This window comes from Idiomarina sp. UBA3162, from assembly GCF_002364475.1.
Classification (GTDB): domain Bacteria; phylum Pseudomonadota; class Gammaproteobacteria; order Enterobacterales; family Alteromonadaceae; genus Idiomarina.
The window spans coordinates 1-21,651 of record NZ_DEYI01000009.1; the positions used below are offsets into that span (position 1 = coordinate 1).

Consider the following 21,651-nt stretch of genomic DNA (forward strand, 5'->3'; position numbering starts at 1 on the left):
AGCCGCCGCCATGCTGCGTTGGGCTCAACAGCAGAACGAGGCTGCGGTAGCTGCGGATGAACTGGAGCCGCTTTACGTACGTAATGAAGTGACGTGGAAGAAGTTGCCCGGGCGCTAACTTGTAGAATCCATTGGAACTCGCCATAATAAATCGAGTCAAAGTATTTTGAGGAGCATTCTGTGAACCCTGTTTCATCAAGTTCTATTAATGGTGTACAAGGCTATCTCTCGCCCGGTCGTCGCATTACACCTGATGAGCGTAACGCTGGGGGGCAGGAAGGTGATCAGCAAACGGCCAATGCTTCTATTCAAATTCCAAATCGGCAACAAAGCTCTGATCAAGCACAGCGGTGGCAGGATTTAAATATTGTTTATGATCAGCCGTCGCAGCCGGCTCAAAAGGCTTTAACGGCTTATCAGGCGGTGGCCCTTAGCGAAAAGCGAGAGCACGTTGAATCGATGTTCAGTTTGGACTTGTATGCCTGAGGAGGCGTTATGTTACGTATCGCGAGTTTAACTTTAGGTGCGCTGTTACTAGCGGGTTGCAGTGCATTCCCAGATTCCATTGCGACAGATAATGAAGACGCATTGGTGTCTTACTCTCAGGTAAAAAATAATGCGTCAACGACTGTAGGTCAGTCGGCGCGTTGGGGAGGCATTATTGCTGACGTTCGCAACGATGAGGGTTTCACTGTCATCGAGCTGGTGCATTTTCCTTTGAAAAGCTGGGGACGCCCCTTGGTCAGCGATGATACCGATGGTCGCTTTTTGGCAGTTATTAACGGTTTTGTCGACCCCCAAGTGTATCGTCAAGGACGCAGTTTAACTGTACTAGGCAAGGTAGGTAAGACTCAAGAAGGCAAAATCGATGATTACACCTACGTTTACCCTGTCATTGAAGCAACAGGCTATCATCTATGGCCGAAAGAGGCTGATCGTGTAGATACGGGCATTGACTATTCCCCGTTGTGGTTTAGACATAACTTTTATGCACCTTATCCTTACCGTCCATACTATTACCCCTACCCGACGCGGGTAAGAGTTCAAGACGACAAGCCCAGTACGAAAAATAAGCAATAGCGTGCTGTATCAGTCGGTACTTGAGCGTGCTCAGCCCATCGAGTACGCTCTTGACTGGGGTTGCCTCAGAGGTCTTGGATGGGGCAATGTCAGTAATCCTCGTTACATACTCCTGCACGGTTGGCTTGATAATTGTCACTCGTTTCTACCTCTTGTCGAACATCTGCTTGAATCCGATGAAGGAATCCTTGCGCTTGATTGGGCAGGTCATGGTCACTCGGATCATCGGCCATCGGGGAATTACTATCATTTCACTGATTATGCGTACGATATTTGGCAGTTGATTAAGACTCAGGAATGGTCTGGTATTACGCTCGTTGGCCACTCAATGGGAGGCTTTGTGGCGAATATGGTTGCGACACTATTACCGAAACAGGTGTCGCACTTGGTGCTTATAGAGGCCTTTGGTCTGCTCACGAGCGACGGCGAGAACGCGCATGAGCAACTTTTGGCTGGTTTTCAGTCGCGTAAAAAGTCGCAGGTTGCGCGTTGGCGTCCTTACACAACTAAGTCAGATGCCGTGCTGGCGCGCGCCAAAACAGCAGATTTTAGCAATCAGCTCGTTGAGGTATTGGTAGAGCGTGGAATCAGGTTGATGGCCGATGGTCATTGGTATTGGCGCGCCGATCCAAAAGTGCGATCAACCTCTCCTTATCGATTGCCGGCAAAAGCGGTTGAACAAATTTTGAACCAGTTAAACGTGCCCGTTGTATTAATAAGAGGGAGCGAAGGCTATGCTCAACTCGATAAAGCTTTGGCTCAGTGGCAGGGTTGCGTACCGCAATTACAGGTGGTTGAGATGAAAGGTGGGCATCATATTCATATGCAATGCCCGAAAGATATTGCGACCTTGGTCAGTGAACAGTCGTCATCTTAGATTGTGCCGAGGGGCGTGATTGAGATAAACTGGTCCGATAAGCTTACGTTTACGTGAACTCTACATAATAATTATAGAAATAAATTTTGGAGCCTAGTATGGAAAAGATTTGGCTTAAACATTACTCAGCGGGAGTGCCAGATACGATCGATCCAGATCACTATGCGTCGTTGCTCGATATTCTCGAAGAGAGTATTGAGAAATACGGTGAAAAGACAGCATTCGTGAATATGGATTGCAACATGTCTTTTGCCGAGCTGGGTGAAAAGGCAAAGCAATTCGCAGCCTACCTGCAAAGCATTGGCCTTAAAAAAGGAGATGCAGTTGCGATCATGATGCCAAATCTGTTGCAGTACCCTGTGGCACTTTTTGGTGTGCTCGCTGCGGGCATGACAGTGGTTAACGTGAACCCGCTGTACACACCACGTGAACTGAAGCATCAATTGAATGACTCACAAGCGAAAGCGCTTGTGATCTTAGAGAATTTTGCAAATACGTATGAAAAGATTGCCAAAGATGTACAGCTCGAGAAAGTGATCACCACGCAAATTGGTGATTTACTGCCTGCACCGAAGCGCTGGATAGTCAACTTTGTGGTGAAATATGTTAAACGTATGGTGCCGAGCCACTCGATTAGTCGACGTGTTGACTTTAACGTTGCGTTAAACAAAGGCAAGCAAAAAGCGTATCAACGGCCTTCGTTAACCGGCGATGATATTGCCTTCTTACAGTACACGGGCGGCACAACGGGTGTTGCCAAAGGCGCTATGTTGTCTCACAGAAACATGGTGGCAAACTTAGAACAGGTTTCGTCGGTCATTACACCGATCATGTCGGATGGCGAAGAGATTATTATTACTGCATTGCCGCTTTATCATATCTTTGCTTTAACGGCGAACTGCTTAACGTTCATCAAGCACGGCGGACGTAATATTTTAATCACTAACCCACGCGATATGCCTGGCTTTGTAAAGGAACTGGGAAAGGTTAAGTTCTCGATGATCTCGGGTGTCAATACGTTGTTTAACGGACTATTGAACACCAAGGGTTTTAAAGATCTCGACTTTTCTAACCTAAAAGTGGCTTTAGGTGGCGGCATGGCGGTGCAAAAGTCAGTAGCTGAACACTGGGAGCGCGTCACTAAGTCTCGTTTGCTCGAGGGTTATGGGCTTACTGAGTGTGCGCCCGTCGTCACGGTAAACCCTTACGATATCGAGCACTACACGGGCAGTATCGGGTTACCCGTGCCAAGTACTGATGTAAAAATTTGCGACCCAGAGACTGGCGAGGAAGTGGCTATCGGGGAAGCGGGTGAGCTGTACGTGAAAGGTCCGCAAGTCATGGTGGGCTACCTTAATCGCCCCGACGCAACAGCAGAGTCGATTAAAGACGGTTGGTTTGCGACTGGCGACATGGCAACCTGTGATGAACGTGGGTATTTTAAAATCGTAGATCGCAAGAAAGATATGATTTTGGTTTCAGGTTTTAACGTTTATCCTAATGAAATCGAAGATGTGCTGGCCGATCATCCGAAAGTACTGGAGGTGGCTGCTGTTGGTGTGCCGCACGAGTCGTCCGGTGAGGTTGTGAAAGTATTCATCGTCAAAAAGGATAAGTCTCTAACCGAACGTGAAATTATCGACTTTTCTAGAGAAAATCTGACAGGCTACAAGGTGCCGAAACTCGTTGAGTTTCGCGATGAGTTGCCAAAATCGAATGTGGGCAAAATCCTACGTAAAGAGCTAAGAGACGAGAAAAAAGATTGACTAAGTTAACTCATCCAGACACTGGATACCGTTATATCAGTAGCGCTGAAGCGCTTACTGAGTTTTGTCAAAGAGCCCGCATCGCGGGCTCATTTGCTATTGATACCGAATTTGTACGAAGAAAAACATATTTTGCTAAGCTAGGTCTCGTACAACTTAATGTCGATGGCGATACCTTTATCATCGATCCCCTAATCGATATCGATTTATCTGCATTGTGGCAGTTGATCGCGGCTCCTGATGTGGCGACGGTGCTGCATGCCGGGGGCGAGGATATCGAATTATTCTTTCATCAGTCCAATGGCGAGAAACCTCGTGCCGTATTTGACACACAGATTGCAGCCGGCTTTATCGGGATGGGCTCATCACTTGGTTATGCTAATTTAGTTGAGCAGCTATTTGATGGCGTTACGCTCGATAAAAGTCAGTCACGCACTGACTGGTTGAAGCGGCCGCTGAGTGAGGCGCAACTCGCATACGCGGCTGCGGACGTGAGCTTTCTGAACACGATGTATCCTTGGTTAGCGGCGCAGGTGGCAGAGACTCATGTAGCAGATATCGTCACTGAAGAAAGTCAGTTACAAGTAAATAAGCGCACACAAACTATCCCCAAGCACTTGCTGTACTTGTTTGTTGGTAATGCGTGGCAACTTAATCAAAAACAATTACAAGTGATGAAGTGCCTAGCAGCTTGGCGCCTAGGAAAGGCGGTCAGCGAGAATATGCCGCTCGGTTTTATTTTCAAGGACGGTGTATTAATCGAGCTGGCGCGCAAGATGCCTGAGTCTAAATCAGATTTGCATAAAATTAGGGATTTAGCGCCGATGACCCGTAAATACTCGGGGGACGAGATTATTGAGCAGATTAATGCAGCGCTCGCTGAGGATGCATCGAATTGGCCACAGACCTTGCAAAGGCTTGACGACATGCCAAACTATAAAGCGGCATTCAATGGTATCAAGAAAGCGGCACAAGGCTTAGCCTCAATGCTTGCGATTGATACGGCATTGGTCGCTTCGCGCAAACAAATTAATGATTTCTTGATGTATCACTGGCAGTTCAGTGCGGATCACCGTGCCGAATTACCTCGGCCTGATTTACAGCAAGGCTGGCGCTGGAGAGCGCTCGAATCTGAATTGAAAGAATATATTTAACGCGAGTTTAAGACCATGCTGTGCGACGTATTTAAAAGCTCGAAAAAAAGCGATACCTATCTATACCTTCCGTTAGGAAGTGAATTTGATGAGTTGCCTGAAGCGCTCGTAAACCACTTCGGCACTCCGCAAAAAATAATGACGATAAATTTAGACAAACGCGACCAACTTGCTCGGATTAGCGTAGAAGAATTAAAACAGCACTTGGTGGAGCCAGGCTATTATTTGCAACTTCCACCACAACAGGAGTCCATGCTATGAAAAAGTTAACTTTGAGCACTTTGGCGCTTATCGTAAGTGCTTCGACGATGGGGTTTACCGCGCATGTAAGTGCCGCTCAGTCTGAGCAAAGTCCGGTGAGCGAGCAAAGCGATAATGTCGAGCAGAAGTTTCAGGCGTATGTCGATAAACTACGTTCTGAAGCGCTTGATCAAGGCTACACGAAAGATACGCTGGATCGCGCGTTTGCCAAGGTAAAATATTATCAACGCGCTGTTGAGCTTGATAAAAACCAACCGGAATTTAAACTCACGTTAGATACTTACTTGCCGCGAGTAGTACCGGATTGGAAGGCACAAAAAGCCGTTGAAAAATACCAAGAGCACAAAGACTTACTTGATGAAATCGGTAAAAAATACGGCGTGCAACCCCGCTTTATTGTTGCGCTTTGGGGTATCGAGACTAATTTTGGATCCTACACGGGTGGTTTTGATGTTGTTTCGGCATTAACCACGTTGGCGTTTGATGGACGCCGCGAGGCCTTTTTCAAAAAACAACTTTGGCAAGCGTTGACTATCATCCAAGACGGTCACATCGAGCCTGAACAAATGAAAGGTTCTTGGGCGGGGGCTATGGGACAAACCCAGTTTATGCCAAGCTCGTTCATGAGCTACGCTATTGATTATGATGGTGATGGTAAAAAGGATATTTGGAATAGCTATGGTGACGTGTTTGCGTCAGCCGCTAACTACCTGAGCTCTGTGGGCTGGCGAGATGATGTGACGTGGGGACGTCAAGTACAGCTGCCCGAACAGTTTGATACGTCGTTAGCCGGGCTAGATACCAAAAGGCGACTCGCCGAATGGCAAAAGCTGGGTATTACTCGCATGGACGGGAGCCCTTTACCGCAACGTGACGATATTGAGGCTTCGATTGTGATTCCAGATGACAAGGAAGGTCGAGTGTATCTTGCCTATGCCAATTACGATGCGCTGATGCGTTGGAATCGCTCACATTACTTCGTTGCTGCAGTGGGCTACCTTTCTGATCGTATCCGTTTTCCTCGATGAATTGGTTTGATAAACCGCTTCAGGCACTCAACCATCGCGAATGGGAAGCACTTTGCGATGGTTGTGGGCAATGTTGTTTAAATCAATTATTAGATGAAGAGGATAACCTCTATCAGACCGATGTCGCGTGTCGATTATTGGATACTGACAAAGCTGTGTGTAGTGATTATGAAAACCGTACTCAGCGAGTCCCCAGTTGTGTTCAACTGACACTCGAAAATCTTGATGCCGTTTATTTTATGCCTAAAACGTGTGCATATCGGCTCAGAGCACAGGGACAACCGATTCCTGACTGGCATCCATTACGACATCATGGCAGTAAGCAAGCGATGAAAAAGGCCGGCTACCATATAGCCGGTCATTGTATCAGTGAAACAGAATTCAGAGGTGAATTAGAAGACCGTATTGTCACCTGGCCACTTTAGCGTAATTTGTAAATAATGTGGCTTAGGCTTGCGACGGCAACAGTAATCGTCACGCCTGCAAAAATAAAGGTCATCCATGCTGGCATGGTGACGCCTAAGAACGACCAGTCAATATCGCCACACAAGCCTGGCGCTGCAAAATAGCTTGGTAGCCATTCATGCAGTGGTGCCCAAGACGGGAAATTAGGGTTACTTTCACAGACCGCAAAGAAGGCATTTTTTGAAGTTTGTAGATCCCAGTGGTCATAAGCAATGAGTAAGCCCTCTATAGCTGAGTAGATCACCCCAGCGAGTGCTATCAAGCGTACGAGCGCATGCCTCGCCCCCCAATAGCCAAGTAGAGCAAACAACGCAATACCGATCACAGCCATGCGTTGATATACACACTTCACGCAAGGCTCAAGCCCAAGACCGTACTGAAAGTAAGCGGCAGCAGCCAAAAGCGACAAGGAGATGATAAATAGCGCTAACCACGCGTTGCGCTGAGCTGGCCAAAGGTATATTCGCATGATGAGATATATCCGTGAGTGAATTTAAGCGCTATAACATAGCTGAAAAGTAAACGACTTGTCGATAATAATCAGTTTGCTTGTCCGACCTCATGTAACACTGATAGAATCACACGATTGATAATGAAACAGGCGTAACAATGATCATTAAAGCAAAGAGTCCGGCAGGTTTTGCCGAGGAGTATATCGTTAAATCAATCTGGAACGGTCATTTTGCTCCGGGTACGATCCTTCCTGCAGAGCGTGAACTGTCCGAGCTCATTGGTGTGACTCGCACGACGCTAAGGGAAGTCTTACAGCGCTTAGCGCGAGATGGTTGGCTAACAATCCAGCACGGTAAGCCAACAAAAGTGAATAATTTTTGGGAAACTTCTGGGCTTAATATTTTAGAAACCCTGGCTCGTTTAGATGAAGATGGTATGCCCGAACTGGTCGACCAACTGTTGTCAGCGCGTACTAATATTAGTGCGATTTACATTCGCGCCGCCATTCGACACAACCCCGAACGCGTTGTCGAGCTTTTGGCCAATACTGATGAACTGGCTGATGATGCAGAGCGTTTTGCGGATTTTGATTATCAATTGAACCATGATCTTGCGATGGCGTCGGGTAATCCAATCTATGTGCTTGTACTCAATGGCTTTAAAGGTTTGTATTCGCGTATTGGTCAATTCTACTTTTCGTCACCCGAAGCTCGCCAATTAGCGCGAGACTATTATCACAATCTCGATAATGTAGCTAAGCAAGGTGACTATAATGAGTCTGTTAACTTGGTTCGCCGCTATGGTTATGAGTCAGCTGAAATTTGGCATAGTTTACGCGGCGACATCCCGTCCAACTTAGTCGATTGAGGCAATCGCTTTTTTCGAAACCGGTCAAATAGACATAAAAAAAGCCAGCAATCGCTGGCTTTTTTGTTCAATAACCTAGCTAAATTAAGCAAAGTTTTTGTTCACGAAATCCCAGTTAAGGAGCTTCCAGAAAGCCTCTAAATAGTTAGGACGTGAATTACGATAGTCGATGTAATAAGCGTGTTCCCATACATCTACGGTCAATAATGGCGTCACACCATCGTGAGCAACTGGCGTGTCTGCGTCATCTGTGTTCATGATGTCGACTGAACCATCGGACTTCTTAACTAACCAAGTCCAACCAGAACCGAAGTTGCCTGCAGCACTTGCGTTGAATTCTTCTTGGAACTTCTCAAAAGAACCCCATTTCTCGTTAATTGCGTCTGCAATTGCGCCGCTAGGAGCACCGCCACCATTGGGGCTCAGACAATTCCAGTAGAACGTGTGGTTCCATACCTGAGCGGCATTATTGAACAAACCACCTTTCTCAGACTTGATGATGTCTTCAAGCGATTTGCTTTCTAAATCAGTGCCTTTAACGGCATCATTTAGCTTGCTTACGTAAGTCGCATGGTGCTTGCCATAATGGTATTCGAGTGTCTCTTCTGAAATGTGTGGCTCGAGTGCGTTCTTCTCATAAGGAAGAGCGGGAAGTTCAAATGCCATAATCTCTCTCCATAGTTTTTAGTGCAAATAGCGTCTTACACAAAATGAATGTGCAAGCTGTTGTTGTTATTCATACGATATATAGGGGTGACTGGTTCTCTTTTCAAGTATAAGTTTTTATTATTTGTACCGCTGGCTGTAAAGCGCTCAAAGAGAGCAATCGGGGGTTGCATGTGCTAAAATACTTGAGTATTTTTATCAACCATTCCATTCGTTAACAGTGATTTGAGGTGTTATGGAAACCATCGACAAGATTAAACAGCAGATTGAAGAAAACCCAATACTTCTATACATGAAGGGCTCACCTAAATTACCGAGCTGTGGCTTTTCTTCTCAAGCCTCGCAAGCGCTCATGGGCTGCGGTCAAGCGTTCGCTTATGTCGATATCTTACAAAACCCAGATATTCGTGCTGAGTTGCCGAAATACGCAGACTGGCCTACATTCCCGCAACTCTGGGTTGAAGGTGAACTCATCGGTGGTTGTGACATCATCGTTGAAATGTTCCAGAAAGGCGAGCTACAAGAACTGATCACTGAGGTGGCAGCACGTCATCCTCAGCCAGAAAGCGGCGAGTAATAATCGGCGTTAAGGGGTTGATCTTTTATTGTCGATCCCCATATTTATTAGAGCTTTTAATTTAGGCTGCCAAGCGGCAGCCCAACATTAACTAAAGACGGAGAGTATCAATGGCAGTTTTAGTAGGACGTAAAGCACCTGACTTTACCGCAGCAGCGGTAATGGGCTCTGGCGAAATCGTTGAAGATTTTAAATTTTCTGACGCGATCAAAGGCAAGAAAGCCGTCTTGTTCTTCTACCCGCTGGACTTCACATTCGTATGTCCTTCTGAGCTTATCGCGTTTGATAAGCGTTTGGACGAGTTCAAAAAGCGCGGCGTTGAAGTAATTGGTGTATCAATCGATTCACAATTCACTCACAGCGCATGGCGCAACACTGCAACTGAAGATGGTGGTATTGGTCAAGTCAAATACCCACTCGTTGCAGACGTTCGTCACAGCATTTGTAAGGCATACGATGTTGAGCATCCAGAAGCAGGCGTTGCATTCCGTGGTTCGTTCTTAATTGACGAAGATGGTGTTGTACGTCACCAAGTCGTTAACGACTTGCCATTAGGTCGTAACATCGACGAAATGTTGCGCATGGTAGATGCTTTGAACTTTAACCAGAAGCACGGCGAAGTTTGCCCTGCAGGTTGGGAAGAAGGTAAAGAAGGCATGAAAGAGAACGCTGAAGGCGTTGCAGCATACCTTTCTAAGAACGCTGATAAGCTATAATAATAGCTCGCAGCGATTCACAAAAAACGCGCCGTTGGGCGCGTTTTTTTATGGCTGTTGATTAGTGAGCGGCCACCCGCCAAGCGCTTTCCATTTATTAACCATCCAGCAAAATAATTCGGCTGTTTTTTCGGTATCATAAAGCGCTGAATGCGCCTGCTTTTGATCAAACTCTATACCCGCCGCTTTGCACGCTTTAATCAGTACAGTTTGTCCTAACGTCAACGCTGCTAAAGATGTGGTATCAAAGCTGACGAAGGGATGAAACGGATTGCGCTTGATATTGGCTCGCTCAGCCGCTCGCATCAGGAAGCTATGATCAAAATTCGAGTTATGCCCAACCAGCACAGAGCGCTGACATCCAGCCGCCTTTTGAGCCTTTCGAATGGGTTTGAATAACGCTTTAAGCACCTCGTCTTCGGGGAGTGCGCCGCGTAGTTCCGAATGAGGATCGATACCATTGAATTCAATTGCTGCTTGTTCAATATTGGCACCCTCAAATGGTTCGACATGAAACTGATGGCTTTCGACTGGCTTGAGCTGCCCATCTTCATCAAAATCCAGTATGACGGCAGCGATCTCTAACAAGGCATCGGTTGACGCATTAAAGCCCGCCGTTTCGACGTCGACGACTACGGGTAAGTAGCCGCGAAAACGTTGCTTCATAAGAGAGTCTTCGGAACCTGACATGAAATTACCTGTATCTGCTAAATTGCTACTGCCCATTATGCCAAAGAGCGGGCGTTTTTGCTTGTGATTTGGTTAAAGGTTATTGCAACACGACCGATATAAAAGACAAGTAATTAAAGGAGGTGCGTGTGCAGGTGAATAATACGGCTCGGCTGTCAGCATTAATTGTGCTGGGTAGCGCTCTAGTCAGTATCAGTCCGTTCGCAAAAGCAAACGCCGTAAGATACTACAGTGCAAATTTAGATAATTCACTTTGGTATATGGCCAATAACACGCAGCTTAACTGTGAGTTAGAACACGTTATTCCTCGTTTTGGCAAAGTACAGTTTCACAGTGAAGCGAGTAAGCAACTCAATCTGACAATGACACTCGATATGCATCAACTGCCTGACGAATATGGTGTCGCAAGCATTGAGTCTGTTCCTCCGCGTTGGCAACCCGGTGCCAATAGCTATGCCATTGGTAGCATGGATTTATATAAGCAGTTCAATGGTGAGCTAGAGAAGAAGGCGGCTTGGACACTCTTGTCAGAGCTTGAAAAAGGACGCTACCCCACGTTTTTATATCAAGATTGGTATAATCAAAGAGATCAGGTGGCCGTGGCAATCTCATCGGTTAATTTCCGCAGCGCCTATGATGCATTTAAAGGTTGCATTAATGCCTTACTACCGTTTTCTTTTGACGATATCGCCTACACGGTACTCAATCATAAGGCGGATAGTGATGAGCTCACAGTGAGCTCACAGCGCAAGTTAAAGCAGATCAGTGACTATTTGAAAGTGGACGCTGATTTAGACCTCGTGCTTATCGACTCATACACCGATGCATTGGGCGCGCGAGAGCCTAATCAGGCGTTGACTGAGCAGCGTGCTAATACGATTAAAGCGTTCTTTGTTGAGCGCGGAATTAATGCTGAGCGTATTGAAACTGTATCTCACGGTGAGGATCGACCTATCGAACACAATGATAATGAGATAGGTCGTCAGAAAAACCGCCGTGTCATTGTTCAATTGAGCAAGCCTTCAGGGGGGGCACTGTAGCTCGCTAATCACTGGTTTTATCTTTAAATTCGCATAAGTCTTCGATGATACAGCTGCCGCACCGTGGTTTGCGTGCAACACAGGTATAGCGGCCGTGTAGGATAAGCCAGTGATGTACATCCACCTTGAACTCTTTAGGTACAACTTTAATCAATTTTTGTTCGACTTCATTGACGTTCTTGCCAGGTGCTAATTTAGTACGGTTGGACACACGGTAAATATGTGTGTCAACGGCAATGGTAGGCCAGCCAAAGGCTGTGTTGAGCACCACGTTAGCTGTCTTGCGTCCAACCCCTGGTAATGCCTCGAGTGCCTCACGGCTTTCAGGAACTTCGCCGTTATACTGCTCTACTAATATCTTGCACGTCTTGTAGGCATTCTCTGCTTTTGAGTTGAACAAACCAATGGTTTTGATGTAATCCTTAATCCCGTCAACACCCAGCGCAAGCATTGTTTCTGCAGTCGGTGCAGCAGGAAATAATTTTCGCGTCGCTTTGTTAACACCCACATCGGTTGCTTGAGCGGACAATAAAACGGCGATCAGTAGTTGAAAAGGGGACTCATACTCTAACTCAGTGGTCGGGTGAGGATTGTTGTCCCGTAAACGGCTTAAAATTTGATAACGTTTATCTTTATTCATATCGATTAACTTTCGGCTGTTACGCGTGCGCGCGTCACTGTTTTTTCACTGGCTTGCAGCTCTTCACGTTTCGCATCAATACGGTTTTTAAGCGCTATAATAAAGCCCATACCAATAAAAGCGCCTGGCGGTAAAATAGCTAACAGTAAGGGATAATCTAGGCTGAACAATTCGATCCGTAATTGTTTGGCCCATTCGCCCAGTAATAACTCAGCCCCATCAAAAAGGGTGCCGTTTCCGAGTATTTCGCGTAGTCCGCCTAATACGACTAACACGGCGGCAAAGCCTAGCCCCATCATAAGACCATCGATAGCAGCATAATTCCATTTGTTTTTAGATGCATAGGCCTCAGCACGACCGATGATAGCGCAGTTCGTTACGATCAGCGGTATAAAAATCCCCAACGTTTGGTACAACTGGTATACATAGGCGTTCATTAGGAGCTGAATAATGGTAACGAAAGTCGCGATGACCATAACAAAAACAGGAATCCGTATTTCTTGCGGAACCCATTGGCGGACCAAGGATACGGTAATATTAGAGCCTATCAGCACAAATAAGGTCGCAAGACCCAGGCCCAATGCGTTGGTCACGGACGCTGTCACTGCGAGCAATGGGCAAAGCCCTAACAGTTGCACGAGGGCGGGGTTGTTCTCCCATAGACCCTGTTTGGTTAGCGTCTTAAATTCACTCATGGCTTTCACCTTCCGAAGCAGAATGACAATTCGGTAATGATGTTTGGAACAGTTGCGTACTGTTTTGCTGCAAATACCACGTTGCGGTTTTTACCGCGCCGACCACAGCGCGTGGTGTTATCGTGGCGCCGGTAAACTGGTCAAACATCCCCCCGTCACGCTGAACCGCCCAACGTTCGTCGTCTTGGCTTTGCAAACGTTTGCCAGCAAATGAGGTTATCCAATCACTCTTTTGTTTTTCAATTTTATCGCCAAGGCCAGGTGTTTCTTGGTGTTGAAGTGTTCTGACACCAAGCACCTCACCGCTGGGTTTAATCGCTACAAGTAAGCGAATTTTGCCCGAGTAACCATTGGGGGCGACCGCCTCAACAGCAAGCGCACTCGGTTCACCTGCTAAATAACCTCGGTATACGGGAACAGGTTGCTGGCTCAGCGTAGGTTCTGAGAGCAGACCACACGAGTGATAAAGATCGTTGTCATGCAGTGTTGGTGGAATAATCTCATTCAATGACGCAAGTGTTTGCGCGCGTTGTTGTTCATCGATAGCTTCCTTGGTCAGCGCTTCTACACCCAGCACCAGACCGGTCGAAACGAGCGCGAATAGACCGAGCAACAAGCCATTCTTCTGCATGCTATTCAGTGTCATGTTTCGCTCCTACATGATGACCGTAAACCGTGGGGCGAGTGTAACGATCGATAATAGGTACGCACAGGTTGGCGAGCAAGACTGCGAACGCCACGGCATCTGGGTAGCCGCCCCAGGTTCTAATTATCCAAACTAATAAACCAATCAGTAGGCCAAACAATAGCCGACCGCGATCGGATGTGGCGGCCGACACGGGATCGGTCGCGATAAAGAAAGCGCCAAGCATGGTGGCACCGCTCAGTGCATGAAATACCGGACCTGGCATCACACTCGGTGCAAAAATATGCGCTAGGAAACTGGGAATGAGCAAACCGGCAAGAAATCCAACCGGGATATGCCAACGAATAACGTGCTGTTGCAACAAAATGGCGCCGCCGAGTAAAAAGCCCAAGTTTAGCCACTGCCAACCAATGCCGGCGAGGCTTGCCATCATTGGCTGTTGATAAGCCTCTGCGAGGATTTGTCCTTGGTCAAGCGCGGTTTTTACACCATCCAGTGGGGTTGCCATGGAGATGCCATCAACAGTAGTGCGTAATTGCTCAACATCGTACCCAGCCGGTGTGTACTCAAAAATAATGGTGTGTAGCGTCTGCCAGAGTCCTAAGTCATAGGGCGCAATTGGAGCTGCTGGTAACCAATGCGTCATTTGCACAGGAAACGAAATAAGTAGCAGTACGTAGCCCGCCATAGCAGGATTAAAGATGTTCTGACCCATACCGCCATAGACTTGCTTGACGACCACAATTGAAAATAGCGTGCCAATCACAATAATCCACCAGGGGGCTAGAGGCGGAATACTGATAGCAAGCAATACTGCAGTGACAAGTGCGGTATTATCGCGCAGTGCCTGACGCGCGCTGCGTTCACGTGCCCAAACACAGATTGACTCAGACAGATAGGCGACACTGACTGCAATTAGAATTTGAAACCAAACACCCCAACCAAAGAAATAAGATTGAATGAGTACCCCAGGAATGAGCGCAAATACCACCCATGCCATCACTTGGTTGGTCTTTTTTTGACTATGACCATGCGGGGCGGCTGCCACTTTAAAACTCATTATTGTTTATCCTCCTGATCGCGCGCTTGCTTCTTCTTTTTCGCGCGAGCAATCGCTGCCGCAACGGCTGCCGACTTATCTTGCGCGGGGCGGGGTTGTGCGGTGGCTTCGTCACTCGCTTCGCTTCCAGCGCTACTGTCAGCGCCTGCTTCGGGTTCACTTGCTGCCTGCTGTGCAGCTTTCTTCGCTTTGGCTCGCTCGATAGCGGCGGCTACTGCCGCTGACTTCTTAGACTTTTCTTCAGGTTGCGAACCTGTCGGTTGTTCAGCAGCAGCGTTGCTACCTTCTTGCGCCGCCTTTTTGGCTTTTGCTCGGGCAATGGCTGCAGCGACCGCCGATGACTTACCGTCGTTGTTCGACTCTTGTTCAGGCGCGTGCTGGGTCTGTTGCTGCTGCATTTGCTTACGCGCCTCTGCCGCTTTGCGGTGACGTTCTAACCGCTCTTCTTTTTCTCGTTCTAGGCGCGCTTGGCGCGCTTCAAAGCGTTGTTTAGCAAGTTCCGCTTTGGCCTGTTCACGTGCTTGATTACGTATCTGCGATTTTGCCTGACGGTAATAATGCACAAGGGGTATTTCACTCGGGCAAACAAAGGCGCACGCACCGCACTCAATACAGTCAAATAGGTTATTATCTTCTAGTGCTGGATAATCTTTGGCTTTTGCTAACCATTGTAATTGTTGCGGTTGAAGACTTGCAGGGCATACCTCTGCACAGGCACCACAACGAATACATGCCATTTCATCGCCCGGTGGTGGCAGTTCCTGGGTACTTGGCACCAGAATACAGTTAGTGGTTTTGATGACGGGCACTGCGGTAATTGGCAATGTAAAGCCCATCATGGGACCGCCCATAATAACTCGCTGTTGATGCTCAGGCTTAAAACCGGCGAACTCGAGTAACGCATCCACGGGCGTTCCTAGTGGTGCCCATACATTACCGGGTTGTTCGATACACTGTCCCGTCAGCGTTACAACACGCTCGATTAACGGTTTATCATCAATGATCGCCTCTTTCACAGCATAGGCAGTTCCAACATTCTGCATAATGACGCCCATCTCAATAGGCAACTGCTTGCTAGGAACTTCATGCCCGGTAAGCAACTGAATCAGCTGCTTCTCACCCCCAGAGGGATATTTAGTCGGCACTACGCGCAGTTCAATATCGGTATATTCGGATATTGCTTGCTGCATGCTGGCGATCGCTTCGGGCTTATTATCCTCGATAGCGAGCAACGTTTTATCGGCGCCTGTGATGTAAGCCAAAATTCGCATGCCAAGCACAATGTCTCTGGCATGCTCACGCATTAAGCGATCGTCGGCACAAATATAGGGTTCGCACTCTACGCCATTAATAATGAGGTAACTGACCGGCTTTTGCTGTGCAAGCTTTTGTGAAGTAGGGAAGCCCGCTCCTCCTAACCCTGCAACCCCGGCTGCCTGAATAATATCTAACAACTCGGCTTTATCACGTTGCTGATAATCGGGCAACGGCTGACGTTCGCGCCACTGATCGTGTCCATCCGGGGTAATCACAATGGCTTGTTCGGGAAGTCCTGAAGCATGTGACATTGGACGTTGTTCAATAGCCTTGACGGTCCCCGATGTCGGTGCGTGGAGCGGCAAGCCTTGATGTAGTGCGGCATCGGTTAAAGGTTGCCCTTTGAGAACGTGATCACCCTCACGGACGGTGCACTGTCCCGATAGGCCGATATGTTGACGTAACGGCAGAATCAGCTCATTGGCATATGGAACTCGGCGCAATGGCTGCTCACTCGCGGGTTGTTTGCGCTCTGGTGGATGGATGCCGCCGGGAAAGCGTGCAATTTGACCTGACTCAACGAACTGCTTGATGTCTTGCATCGTCTTACTCCACCAGTTTGACCGGAATAGTGTCGGCTTTATGGATATTTTGCTTCACGCTATCAAGGTTCCATTGCCAGGTTTCAGGTTTAGCCTCGACTTCGACCATATCAATACAATCGACAGGGCAGGGTTCGACACACAAATCACAGCCGGTACATTCATGCTCAATGACCGTATGCATTTGTTTTGCGGCGCCGAGAATGGCATCAACGGGACACGCTTGGATGCACTTAGTGCAACCAATACACTCATCCTCGCGAATGATGGCTACTTTTTTGACGCTTTCTTCACCATGCGCTGCATCGAGAGGCTTGGCTTCGACGCCCATCAGATCTGCGAGTTTCTTGATTGTGGTTTCACCGCCGGGAGGACACTTATTGATCTCGTCGCCATTGGCAATTGCTTCTGCATAAGGACGACAGCCTGGATAGCCACATTGACCACATTGAGTCTGTGGCAGGATCTCATCGATTTGATCAACGATCGGATCGCTTTCTACCTTAAACTTGATAGCTGCGAAACCAAGAATTAAGCCAAATATCAGCGCGAGCGCACCGATAGCGATTAAACCAACTACAAAACTCATTATTGGGTCACCAATCCGCTAAAGCCCATAAACGCGAGCGACATTAAACCCGCTGTTATCATCGCAATCGCTGAGCCCTTGAACGCTTTCGGAACATCGGCGGCTGCCAAGCGCTCGCGAATGCCAGAAAATAGAATTAAAACGAGTGAAAAACCGACTGCCGCGCCAAAGCCATAGACGATAGACTGCACAAAGTTGTGTTGTTCATTGATATTAAGCAGCGCTACACCAAGAACCGCACAGTTGGTGGTAATGAGTGGCAGAAAAATACCTAGCAAGCGGTACAGCGTAGGACTCGTTTTATGCACCACCATTTCAGTAAATTGCACGACAACGGCAATCACTAAAATAAAACTTAAGGTTTGGAGCGCCATCAACCCTAAGGGCTCAAGCAAGTACTGATTCACCAAGTAGCTACATACCGAGGCGAGAGTTAATACGAATGTGGTTGCAGCTGACATGCCAATTGCAGTATCAAGCTTATTAGACACACCCATAAAAGGGCAAAGTCCTAAGAATTTTACCAGCACAAAATTATTGACCAATACGGTGCCAATGAGCAGCAGTAAGTAGTCTGTCATTCGATGATTCCACCCGTGATTTAAATCAGCGCCTATTATCGGTGTTTTGACGTTGATAAACAACAGACGGAGGTCAATAGAAGTGGCAAGAATGCGATGATTTTGTCATTGATATTTAACGTAACTGACTCGCGACTGTCATTTTGTTAGCGCAATGTAACAAGCAAGCCAATAAACGGGGCATTGTCATGGTCTGGTTAACAGCATTACAAGAAACCGCGTTACGCGTCGATTTAAGCTGGTTCGCTCGCATACATCGTCTAAACCAACGCCGTTGGATTGCCTTTAGTGCTGAGTGCTTCTCCCGTTCCGGTGATGGCTATTGGTATGTACTGGTCGGGCTGCTATTGATGTTGCACAGCACCGACGGACAATCATTTTTTGCCGCCTGTGCCGCCATATTCTTGTTTGAAAGACCGCTGTACTGGTGGTTAAAAAATAAGTTCAAGCGCGCACGTCCGACCGCGCTATTGGTTCAGAAAAAGCTCTTTGTTGCGCAGGATGAATTTAGCTTTCCCTCTGGGCACACTTGTGCGGCGTTTATCTTCGTTACTTGCCTCTCTTATTACTACCCGATGATTGCACTCTGTTTGTTGCCTTGGGCTTGCGAGGTTGGCATTTCACGAGTGGTAGTAGGCGCTCACTATGTGTCTGATGTTTGCGTAGGTGCGCTACTTGGCATCACCTTTGTCGAAACCTTCTTTCTTATCCATTCTGCATTCTAAGGTTAACTATGCGAATTTTGTTCGGTATTCAAGGGACCGGTAATGGTCATTTAAGCCGTTGCCACACACTGTCACGTTGGTTGAACCATTATTCGGTAGATGTCGACTACTTGATTTCGGGGCGGGAACCGAGTCGTTTGTTTGATATGAGTGCGTTCGGTGATTACCAGTGGCGTCAGGGATTGAGTTTTGCGACGCAAAATGGTCGTATCGATTACTTGAATACCTATCGCAATAATTCGTTGCGACAGTTTTGGTCTGATGTAAATAGCGTTGATTTATCGGCCTATGACTTGGTTCTGACAGACTATGAACCGGTGACAGCATGGGCAGCTAAGCGAGCCCGTAAGCCGTGTATCGGTATGGGTCGGCAGTATGCGTTTAAAGAGCCGTCTTTATATTCCAAACTTAATCTGTTTCAGCGTGGATTGATCGATTATTTTGCGCCTGCATCACGCTGGTTAGGTATGCATTGGCAGCCATTAGATAATTGCATTGCGCCTATCGTGCGAGCGCATGGTTCAGAGTCGGGGATAAGCCAGCGCCATGTATTAGTGTATTTGCCATTTGAGAACTTAGAGCATGTGGTTGATGCGCTTATCCCACTAAAATCGTATCAGTTCTCTGTGTTTCACCCGAGCATCAAACAAACTGATAATCTCGATGCGCCCCATATTTTTGGTTTCCCACCGTCACGAGAGGGCTTTAAGCGTCAATTTGAGAGTGCTGAGTATGTACTCGCGAATGCAGGTTTCGAAACATCTTGTGAGGCGTTGCAAGGCTATAAACAGTTCGCTGTAAAACCGTTAAAAGGGCAGTTTGAACAACATTGGAACGCGAAGCTGTTGTCGAGTAATCACTTAGCTCAAGTGATCAATGAGATATCAGACGAAAGTGTGCGTGCGTGGCTAGCCGATCATCAAAGTAAACCGCTTAAATGCCAGTGGCCCAATATGGCAGATAATATTGCACAATGGATAAAACGAGGTGCTAGCAGTGCTGAACAAGAGAGTTTGGCGAAGCTTTGGGCTTAGGATAGCCTTAAAGATTGGCTCCCCAGGTTGGATTCGAACCAACGACACATGGATTAACAGTCCACCGCTCTAACCAACTGAGCTACTGGGGAACAACAAATTGAGGAGTTAAAACGCGTTGGCTCCCCAGGTTGGATTCGAACCAACGACACATGGATTAACAGTCCACCGCTCTAACCAACTGAGCTACTGGGGAACACGTCTTAACGGCGTCGAATATTAAAGACCTATGCCGCGCCTGTCAACTAGAGATACAGTATTTTTATTGTTTTTTGGTTTGACTGATTAAATCTTGTGCGAGTGTTGATTTTATAGTCTTACAACCAAAACTTGGGTCTAATGCCTCCGTAGAGAAATGTCAAGTGACTGTCACAGATGTGCTTATATCTAATGTTATAACTTGTTGCGAGTTAAGGATATCCACACATGGCTGAAATCCGCATCAGTCACAGCCTACAGGATCTTATCCACGGATTCTGTGGATAACCCTGTGCTTAAGTGTGTGAAATAGTACGTTTAGTGCGGTTTGTAGGCAAAATTAATGATTGTTCAGAAAATCGCTCAATCAAATAAAAACCAATAAAAACAACGAGTTAATAAAAAATTGTAAAAATCAAATAGGATCGGTTGAAGAACGCGTTAAGATTGCCCGAAGAATCAGCAACTTGTGTATTTCTTATTTAATTTGGGTGTTTTTTCAACACATTTGGCAGGGCTTTTGCCAGCTGTAATTGCTAAACCCAACGCCGCATTCGTATAACTTTTTTGTTCTATATCGCGTATTTTAGCGACCGCATTGTAATAAAAATGTCTTACGAGTTTGGTCCGCTTTAGCGGGGGAAATGGGCTTCCATGTGGGGAAAAAAGTTAAAAAAAAGCCTCGTTAGCACACTAACGAGGCTGTAGTGCCAATAAAGTTAAGTTTTAATTCAACTGAGCAACGAATGCTTTAATGCGTGAGACGGCCTCTTTTAGAGTATCTAAACTTGTCGCGAACGACAGGCGGCAGTAGCCTTCTGTACCAAAGGCTGAGCCAGGTACTAATGCCACGTTAGCTTCAGTCAAAAGTTTTTCACACAACTCAACGTCGTTTGCGACACCCGCTCTATCCATTAAACCTTGAATACGTGCGAAGGTATAAAAGGTACCGTCACCTTCGACACACTCAATACCGTCGATTTCGTTAAGTGCTTCTACCAAGTAATCGTGACGTTTCTTGAATGCACTGACCATTGTATCGATGCAGCTTTGGTCGCCATTTAAAGCGGCGGCTGCCGCATGTTGGCTAATACTGGCTGGATTAGAAGTACTTTGCGACTGGATTTTTTTCATCGCCGCAATGATAGGCGCGGGACCTGCTGCATATCCAATACGCCACCCGGTCATGGCGTAGGCTTTAGAAACACCCGATAAAATAACAGTACGCTCGCGCAACTCAGGTGCAACCATCGCAATATTAGCGAATTGACTGCGATCCCATAAAATGTGCTCGTACATGTCGTCTGTCGCGATCAGGACATTTGGGAAATCAATCAGTACATCGGCAAGCGCGCGTAATTCCTCTGCTGAGTAGGCTGTACCACTCGGGTTAGAGGGGCTGTTGATGAACATTAAGCGAGTTTTTTCGGTTAACGCTTGGCGCAATTGCTCAGGTGTGATTTTAAATCGCTGCTCTAAATGGGTGTGAACGATAACGGGCTCTGCTTCAACGAGCTTGACCATATCCGGATACGAAACCCAGTAAGGCGCGGGAATCACTACCTCATCGCCCGGGTTTAGCCAAGCGCTAAGCAAATTGAAAATACTATGTTTACCGCCAGCCGAGACGATGATTTCATCAAGACCATAATCGAGTTGATTATCGCGTTTAAACTTATCGGCCACCGCTTGTTTAAGCTCGACAATGCCATCAACCGCAGTGTACTTGGTTTTGCCAGATTCGATAGCAGCGATAGCGGCTTGTTTGACGAAGTCAGGAGTATCAAAATCGGGTTCACCGACTCCTAGACCGATAACATCTTTACCCGCGCTTCTTAACTCGTTGGCTTTCTGCGTCACCGCGAGTGTTGGTGAAGGTTGGATCGAATTAACGCGCTTTGATAGCTGATAGTCCACTACGAATTCCTTCCGATTATGCCTATGTAAACTGCTCTCTACTATACGTATCGGCGGCGCTAAAGTC

At 47.1% G+C, this 21,651-nt stretch carries 25 protein-coding genes and 2 tRNA genes; 14 read left to right on the forward strand and 13 right to left on the reverse strand.

The window, feature by feature from the left end; all coding sequences use genetic code 11:
- Nucleotides 1-180: 180 nt before the first annotated feature.
- The 8 genes from B2X00_RS01150 (at nucleotide 181) to B2X00_RS01185 (ending at nucleotide 6,591) form a co-directional block, all read left to right on the forward strand.
- Entirely contained in the window at nucleotides 181-486 is a 306-nt protein-coding gene (locus B2X00_RS01150; protein ID WP_290485774.1) for a hypothetical protein, read from the forward strand.
- Nucleotides 487-495: 9 nt separating this feature from the next.
- Nucleotides 496-1,080 carry a Slp family lipoprotein gene (locus B2X00_RS01155; RefSeq protein ID WP_290485775.1) on the forward strand — a complete coding sequence of 195 codons (585 nt, stop codon included), beginning with the start codon at nucleotides 496-498 and terminating at the stop codon, nucleotides 1,078-1,080.
- Nucleotide 1,081: 1 nt separating this feature from the next.
- Nucleotides 1,082-1,957, forward strand: coding sequence for an alpha/beta fold hydrolase (locus B2X00_RS01160; RefSeq protein ID WP_290485776.1), 876 nt, complete (start codon nucleotides 1,082-1,084; stop codon nucleotides 1,955-1,957).
- A gap of 98 nt (nucleotides 1,958-2,055) precedes the next feature.
- Nucleotides 2,056-3,723 (forward strand): long-chain-fatty-acid--CoA ligase FadD, encoded by a 1,668-nt coding sequence (gene fadD, locus B2X00_RS01165; protein WP_290485777.1) that lies wholly within the window; start codon nucleotides 2,056-2,058, stop codon nucleotides 3,721-3,723.
- Complete coding sequence (rnd, locus tag B2X00_RS01170; protein ID WP_290485778.1) at nucleotides 3,720-4,877, forward strand: ribonuclease D; 1,158 nt, start codon at nucleotides 3,720-3,722, stop codon at nucleotides 4,875-4,877. The genes fadD and rnd overlap by 4 nt, the downstream gene beginning before the upstream one ends.
- A gap of 15 nt (nucleotides 4,878-4,892) precedes the next feature.
- The gene (locus B2X00_RS01175; protein ID WP_071462332.1) at nucleotides 4,893-5,138 is read left to right on the forward strand and encodes a YcgL domain-containing protein; all 246 of its coding nucleotides are present in this window, start codon (nucleotides 4,893-4,895) and stop codon (nucleotides 5,136-5,138) included.
- Nucleotides 5,135-6,166: a lytic murein transglycosylase gene (locus tag B2X00_RS01180; protein WP_290485779.1), complete on the forward strand. Its 1,032-nt coding sequence runs from the start codon at nucleotides 5,135-5,137 to the stop codon at nucleotides 6,164-6,166. Before B2X00_RS01175 ends, B2X00_RS01180 begins: the two co-directional genes overlap by 4 nt.
- Nucleotides 6,163-6,591, forward strand: a complete 429-nt coding sequence (locus B2X00_RS01185; protein WP_290485780.1) for a YcgN family cysteine cluster protein — start codon at nucleotides 6,163-6,165, stop codon at nucleotides 6,589-6,591. Before B2X00_RS01180 ends, B2X00_RS01185 begins: the two co-directional genes overlap by 4 nt.
- Here the strand turns inward: B2X00_RS01185 and dsbB are convergent.
- Entirely contained in the window at nucleotides 6,588-7,103 is a 516-nt protein-coding gene (gene dsbB / locus B2X00_RS01190) for a disulfide bond formation protein DsbB (protein ID WP_290485794.1), read from the reverse strand. The two genes, B2X00_RS01185 and dsbB, sit on opposite strands and share 4 nt — an antisense overlap.
- Nucleotides 7,104-7,240: 137 nt before the next feature.
- Here dsbB and fadR point away from each other — a divergent pair, with 137 nt between their 5' ends.
- On the forward strand, nucleotides 7,241-7,951 hold the full coding sequence (gene fadR, locus B2X00_RS01195; RefSeq protein ID WP_071462336.1) for a fatty acid metabolism transcriptional regulator FadR: 711 nt from the start codon (nucleotides 7,241-7,243) through the stop codon (nucleotides 7,949-7,951).
- Between the two features lie 84 nt (nucleotides 7,952-8,035).
- On the opposite strand, the gene B2X00_RS01200 is transcribed toward fadR, so the two are convergent.
- On the reverse strand, nucleotides 8,036-8,617 hold the full coding sequence (locus B2X00_RS01200) for a superoxide dismutase (protein ID WP_071462337.1): 582 nt from the start codon (nucleotides 8,615-8,617) through the stop codon (nucleotides 8,036-8,038).
- Between the two features lie 235 nt (nucleotides 8,618-8,852).
- Here B2X00_RS01200 and B2X00_RS01205 point away from each other — a divergent pair, with 235 nt between their 5' ends.
- Nucleotides 8,853-9,194 carry a Grx4 family monothiol glutaredoxin gene (locus B2X00_RS01205; RefSeq protein ID WP_071462338.1) on the forward strand — a complete coding sequence of 114 codons (342 nt, stop codon included), beginning with the start codon at nucleotides 8,853-8,855 and terminating at the stop codon, nucleotides 9,192-9,194.
- A gap of 110 nt (nucleotides 9,195-9,304) precedes the next feature.
- On the forward strand, nucleotides 9,305-9,910 hold the full coding sequence (locus B2X00_RS01210; RefSeq protein WP_006956540.1) for a peroxiredoxin: 606 nt from the start codon (nucleotides 9,305-9,307) through the stop codon (nucleotides 9,908-9,910).
- Between the two features lie 48 nt (nucleotides 9,911-9,958).
- On the opposite strand, the gene rnt is transcribed toward B2X00_RS01210, so the two are convergent.
- Nucleotides 9,959-10,600 carry a ribonuclease T gene (gene rnt / locus B2X00_RS01215; protein WP_290485781.1) on the reverse strand — a complete coding sequence of 214 codons (642 nt, stop codon included), beginning with the start codon at nucleotides 10,598-10,600 and terminating at the stop codon, nucleotides 9,959-9,961.
- A 128-nt stretch (nucleotides 10,601-10,728) separates the two neighbouring features.
- Between rnt and B2X00_RS01220 the strand changes: the two genes are divergently transcribed.
- Nucleotides 10,729-11,640, forward strand: a complete 912-nt coding sequence (locus tag B2X00_RS01220) for a flagellar protein MotY (RefSeq protein ID WP_290485782.1) — start codon at nucleotides 10,729-10,731, stop codon at nucleotides 11,638-11,640.
- 4 nt (nucleotides 11,641-11,644) lie between these two features.
- Here B2X00_RS01220 and nth read toward each other — a convergent pair whose 3' ends face one another.
- Genes nth through rsxA form a run of 7 tightly spaced genes read right to left on the reverse strand, consistent with a single transcriptional unit; the run spans nucleotide 11,645 to nucleotide 17,710 of the window.
- Nucleotides 11,645-12,280: an endonuclease III gene (nth, locus tag B2X00_RS01225; protein WP_290485783.1), complete on the reverse strand. Its 636-nt coding sequence runs from the start codon at nucleotides 12,278-12,280 to the stop codon at nucleotides 11,645-11,647.
- A 5-nt stretch (nucleotides 12,281-12,285) separates the two neighbouring features.
- The gene (locus B2X00_RS01230) at nucleotides 12,286-12,975 is read right to left on the reverse strand and encodes an electron transport complex subunit E (RefSeq protein WP_290485784.1); all 690 of its coding nucleotides are present in this window, start codon (nucleotides 12,973-12,975) and stop codon (nucleotides 12,286-12,288) included.
- Nucleotides 12,968-13,621, reverse strand: coding sequence for an electron transport complex subunit RsxG (gene rsxG, locus B2X00_RS01235; RefSeq protein ID WP_290485785.1), 654 nt, complete (start codon nucleotides 13,619-13,621; stop codon nucleotides 12,968-12,970). Before rsxG ends, B2X00_RS01230 begins: the two co-directional genes overlap by 8 nt.
- A complete protein-coding gene (rsxD, locus tag B2X00_RS01240) occupies nucleotides 13,608-14,681 on the reverse strand; it encodes an electron transport complex subunit RsxD (protein WP_290485786.1) in 1,074 nt (357 codons plus the stop codon). Before rsxD ends, rsxG begins: the two co-directional genes overlap by 14 nt.
- A complete protein-coding gene (gene rsxC, locus B2X00_RS01245; RefSeq protein ID WP_290485787.1) occupies nucleotides 14,681-16,540 on the reverse strand; it encodes an electron transport complex subunit RsxC in 1,860 nt (619 codons plus the stop codon). Before rsxC ends, rsxD begins: the two co-directional genes overlap by 1 nt.
- 4 nt (nucleotides 16,541-16,544) lie before the next feature.
- Nucleotides 16,545-17,129, reverse strand: coding sequence for an electron transport complex subunit RsxB (gene rsxB / locus B2X00_RS01250; protein ID WP_071462345.1), 585 nt, complete (start codon nucleotides 17,127-17,129; stop codon nucleotides 16,545-16,547).
- The gene (rsxA, locus tag B2X00_RS01255) at nucleotides 17,129-17,710 is read right to left on the reverse strand and encodes an electron transport complex subunit RsxA (protein ID WP_006956531.1); all 582 of its coding nucleotides are present in this window, start codon (nucleotides 17,708-17,710) and stop codon (nucleotides 17,129-17,131) included. The genes rsxB and rsxA overlap by 1 nt, the downstream gene beginning before the upstream one ends.
- Before the next feature lie 188 nt (nucleotides 17,711-17,898).
- Here rsxA and B2X00_RS01260 point away from each other — a divergent pair, with 188 nt between their 5' ends.
- Both B2X00_RS01260 and B2X00_RS01265 read left to right on the forward strand, forming a co-directional pair.
- Entirely contained in the window at nucleotides 17,899-18,435 is a 537-nt protein-coding gene (locus B2X00_RS01260; protein WP_290485788.1) for a phosphatase PAP2 family protein, read from the forward strand.
- An 8-nt stretch (nucleotides 18,436-18,443) separates the two neighbouring features.
- Nucleotides 18,444-19,469 carry a glycosyltransferase family protein gene (locus B2X00_RS01265; protein ID WP_290485789.1) on the forward strand — a complete coding sequence of 342 codons (1,026 nt, stop codon included), beginning with the start codon at nucleotides 18,444-18,446 and terminating at the stop codon, nucleotides 19,467-19,469.
- 15 nt (nucleotides 19,470-19,484) lie between these two features.
- On the opposite strand, the gene B2X00_RS01270 is transcribed toward B2X00_RS01265, so the two are convergent.
- The 3 genes from B2X00_RS01270 to B2X00_RS01280 form a co-directional block, all read right to left on the reverse strand.
- Nucleotides 19,485-19,561, reverse strand: a tRNA-Asn gene (locus B2X00_RS01270).
- Between the two features lie 27 nt (nucleotides 19,562-19,588).
- Nucleotides 19,589-19,665: transfer RNA gene (locus B2X00_RS01275), tRNA-Asn, on the reverse strand.
- A 728-nt stretch (nucleotides 19,666-20,393) separates the two neighbouring features.
- Complete coding sequence (locus B2X00_RS01280; RefSeq protein WP_290485790.1) at nucleotides 20,394-21,584, reverse strand: pyridoxal phosphate-dependent aminotransferase; 1,191 nt, start codon at nucleotides 21,582-21,584, stop codon at nucleotides 20,394-20,396.
- Nucleotides 21,585-21,651: the final 67 nt, after the last annotated feature.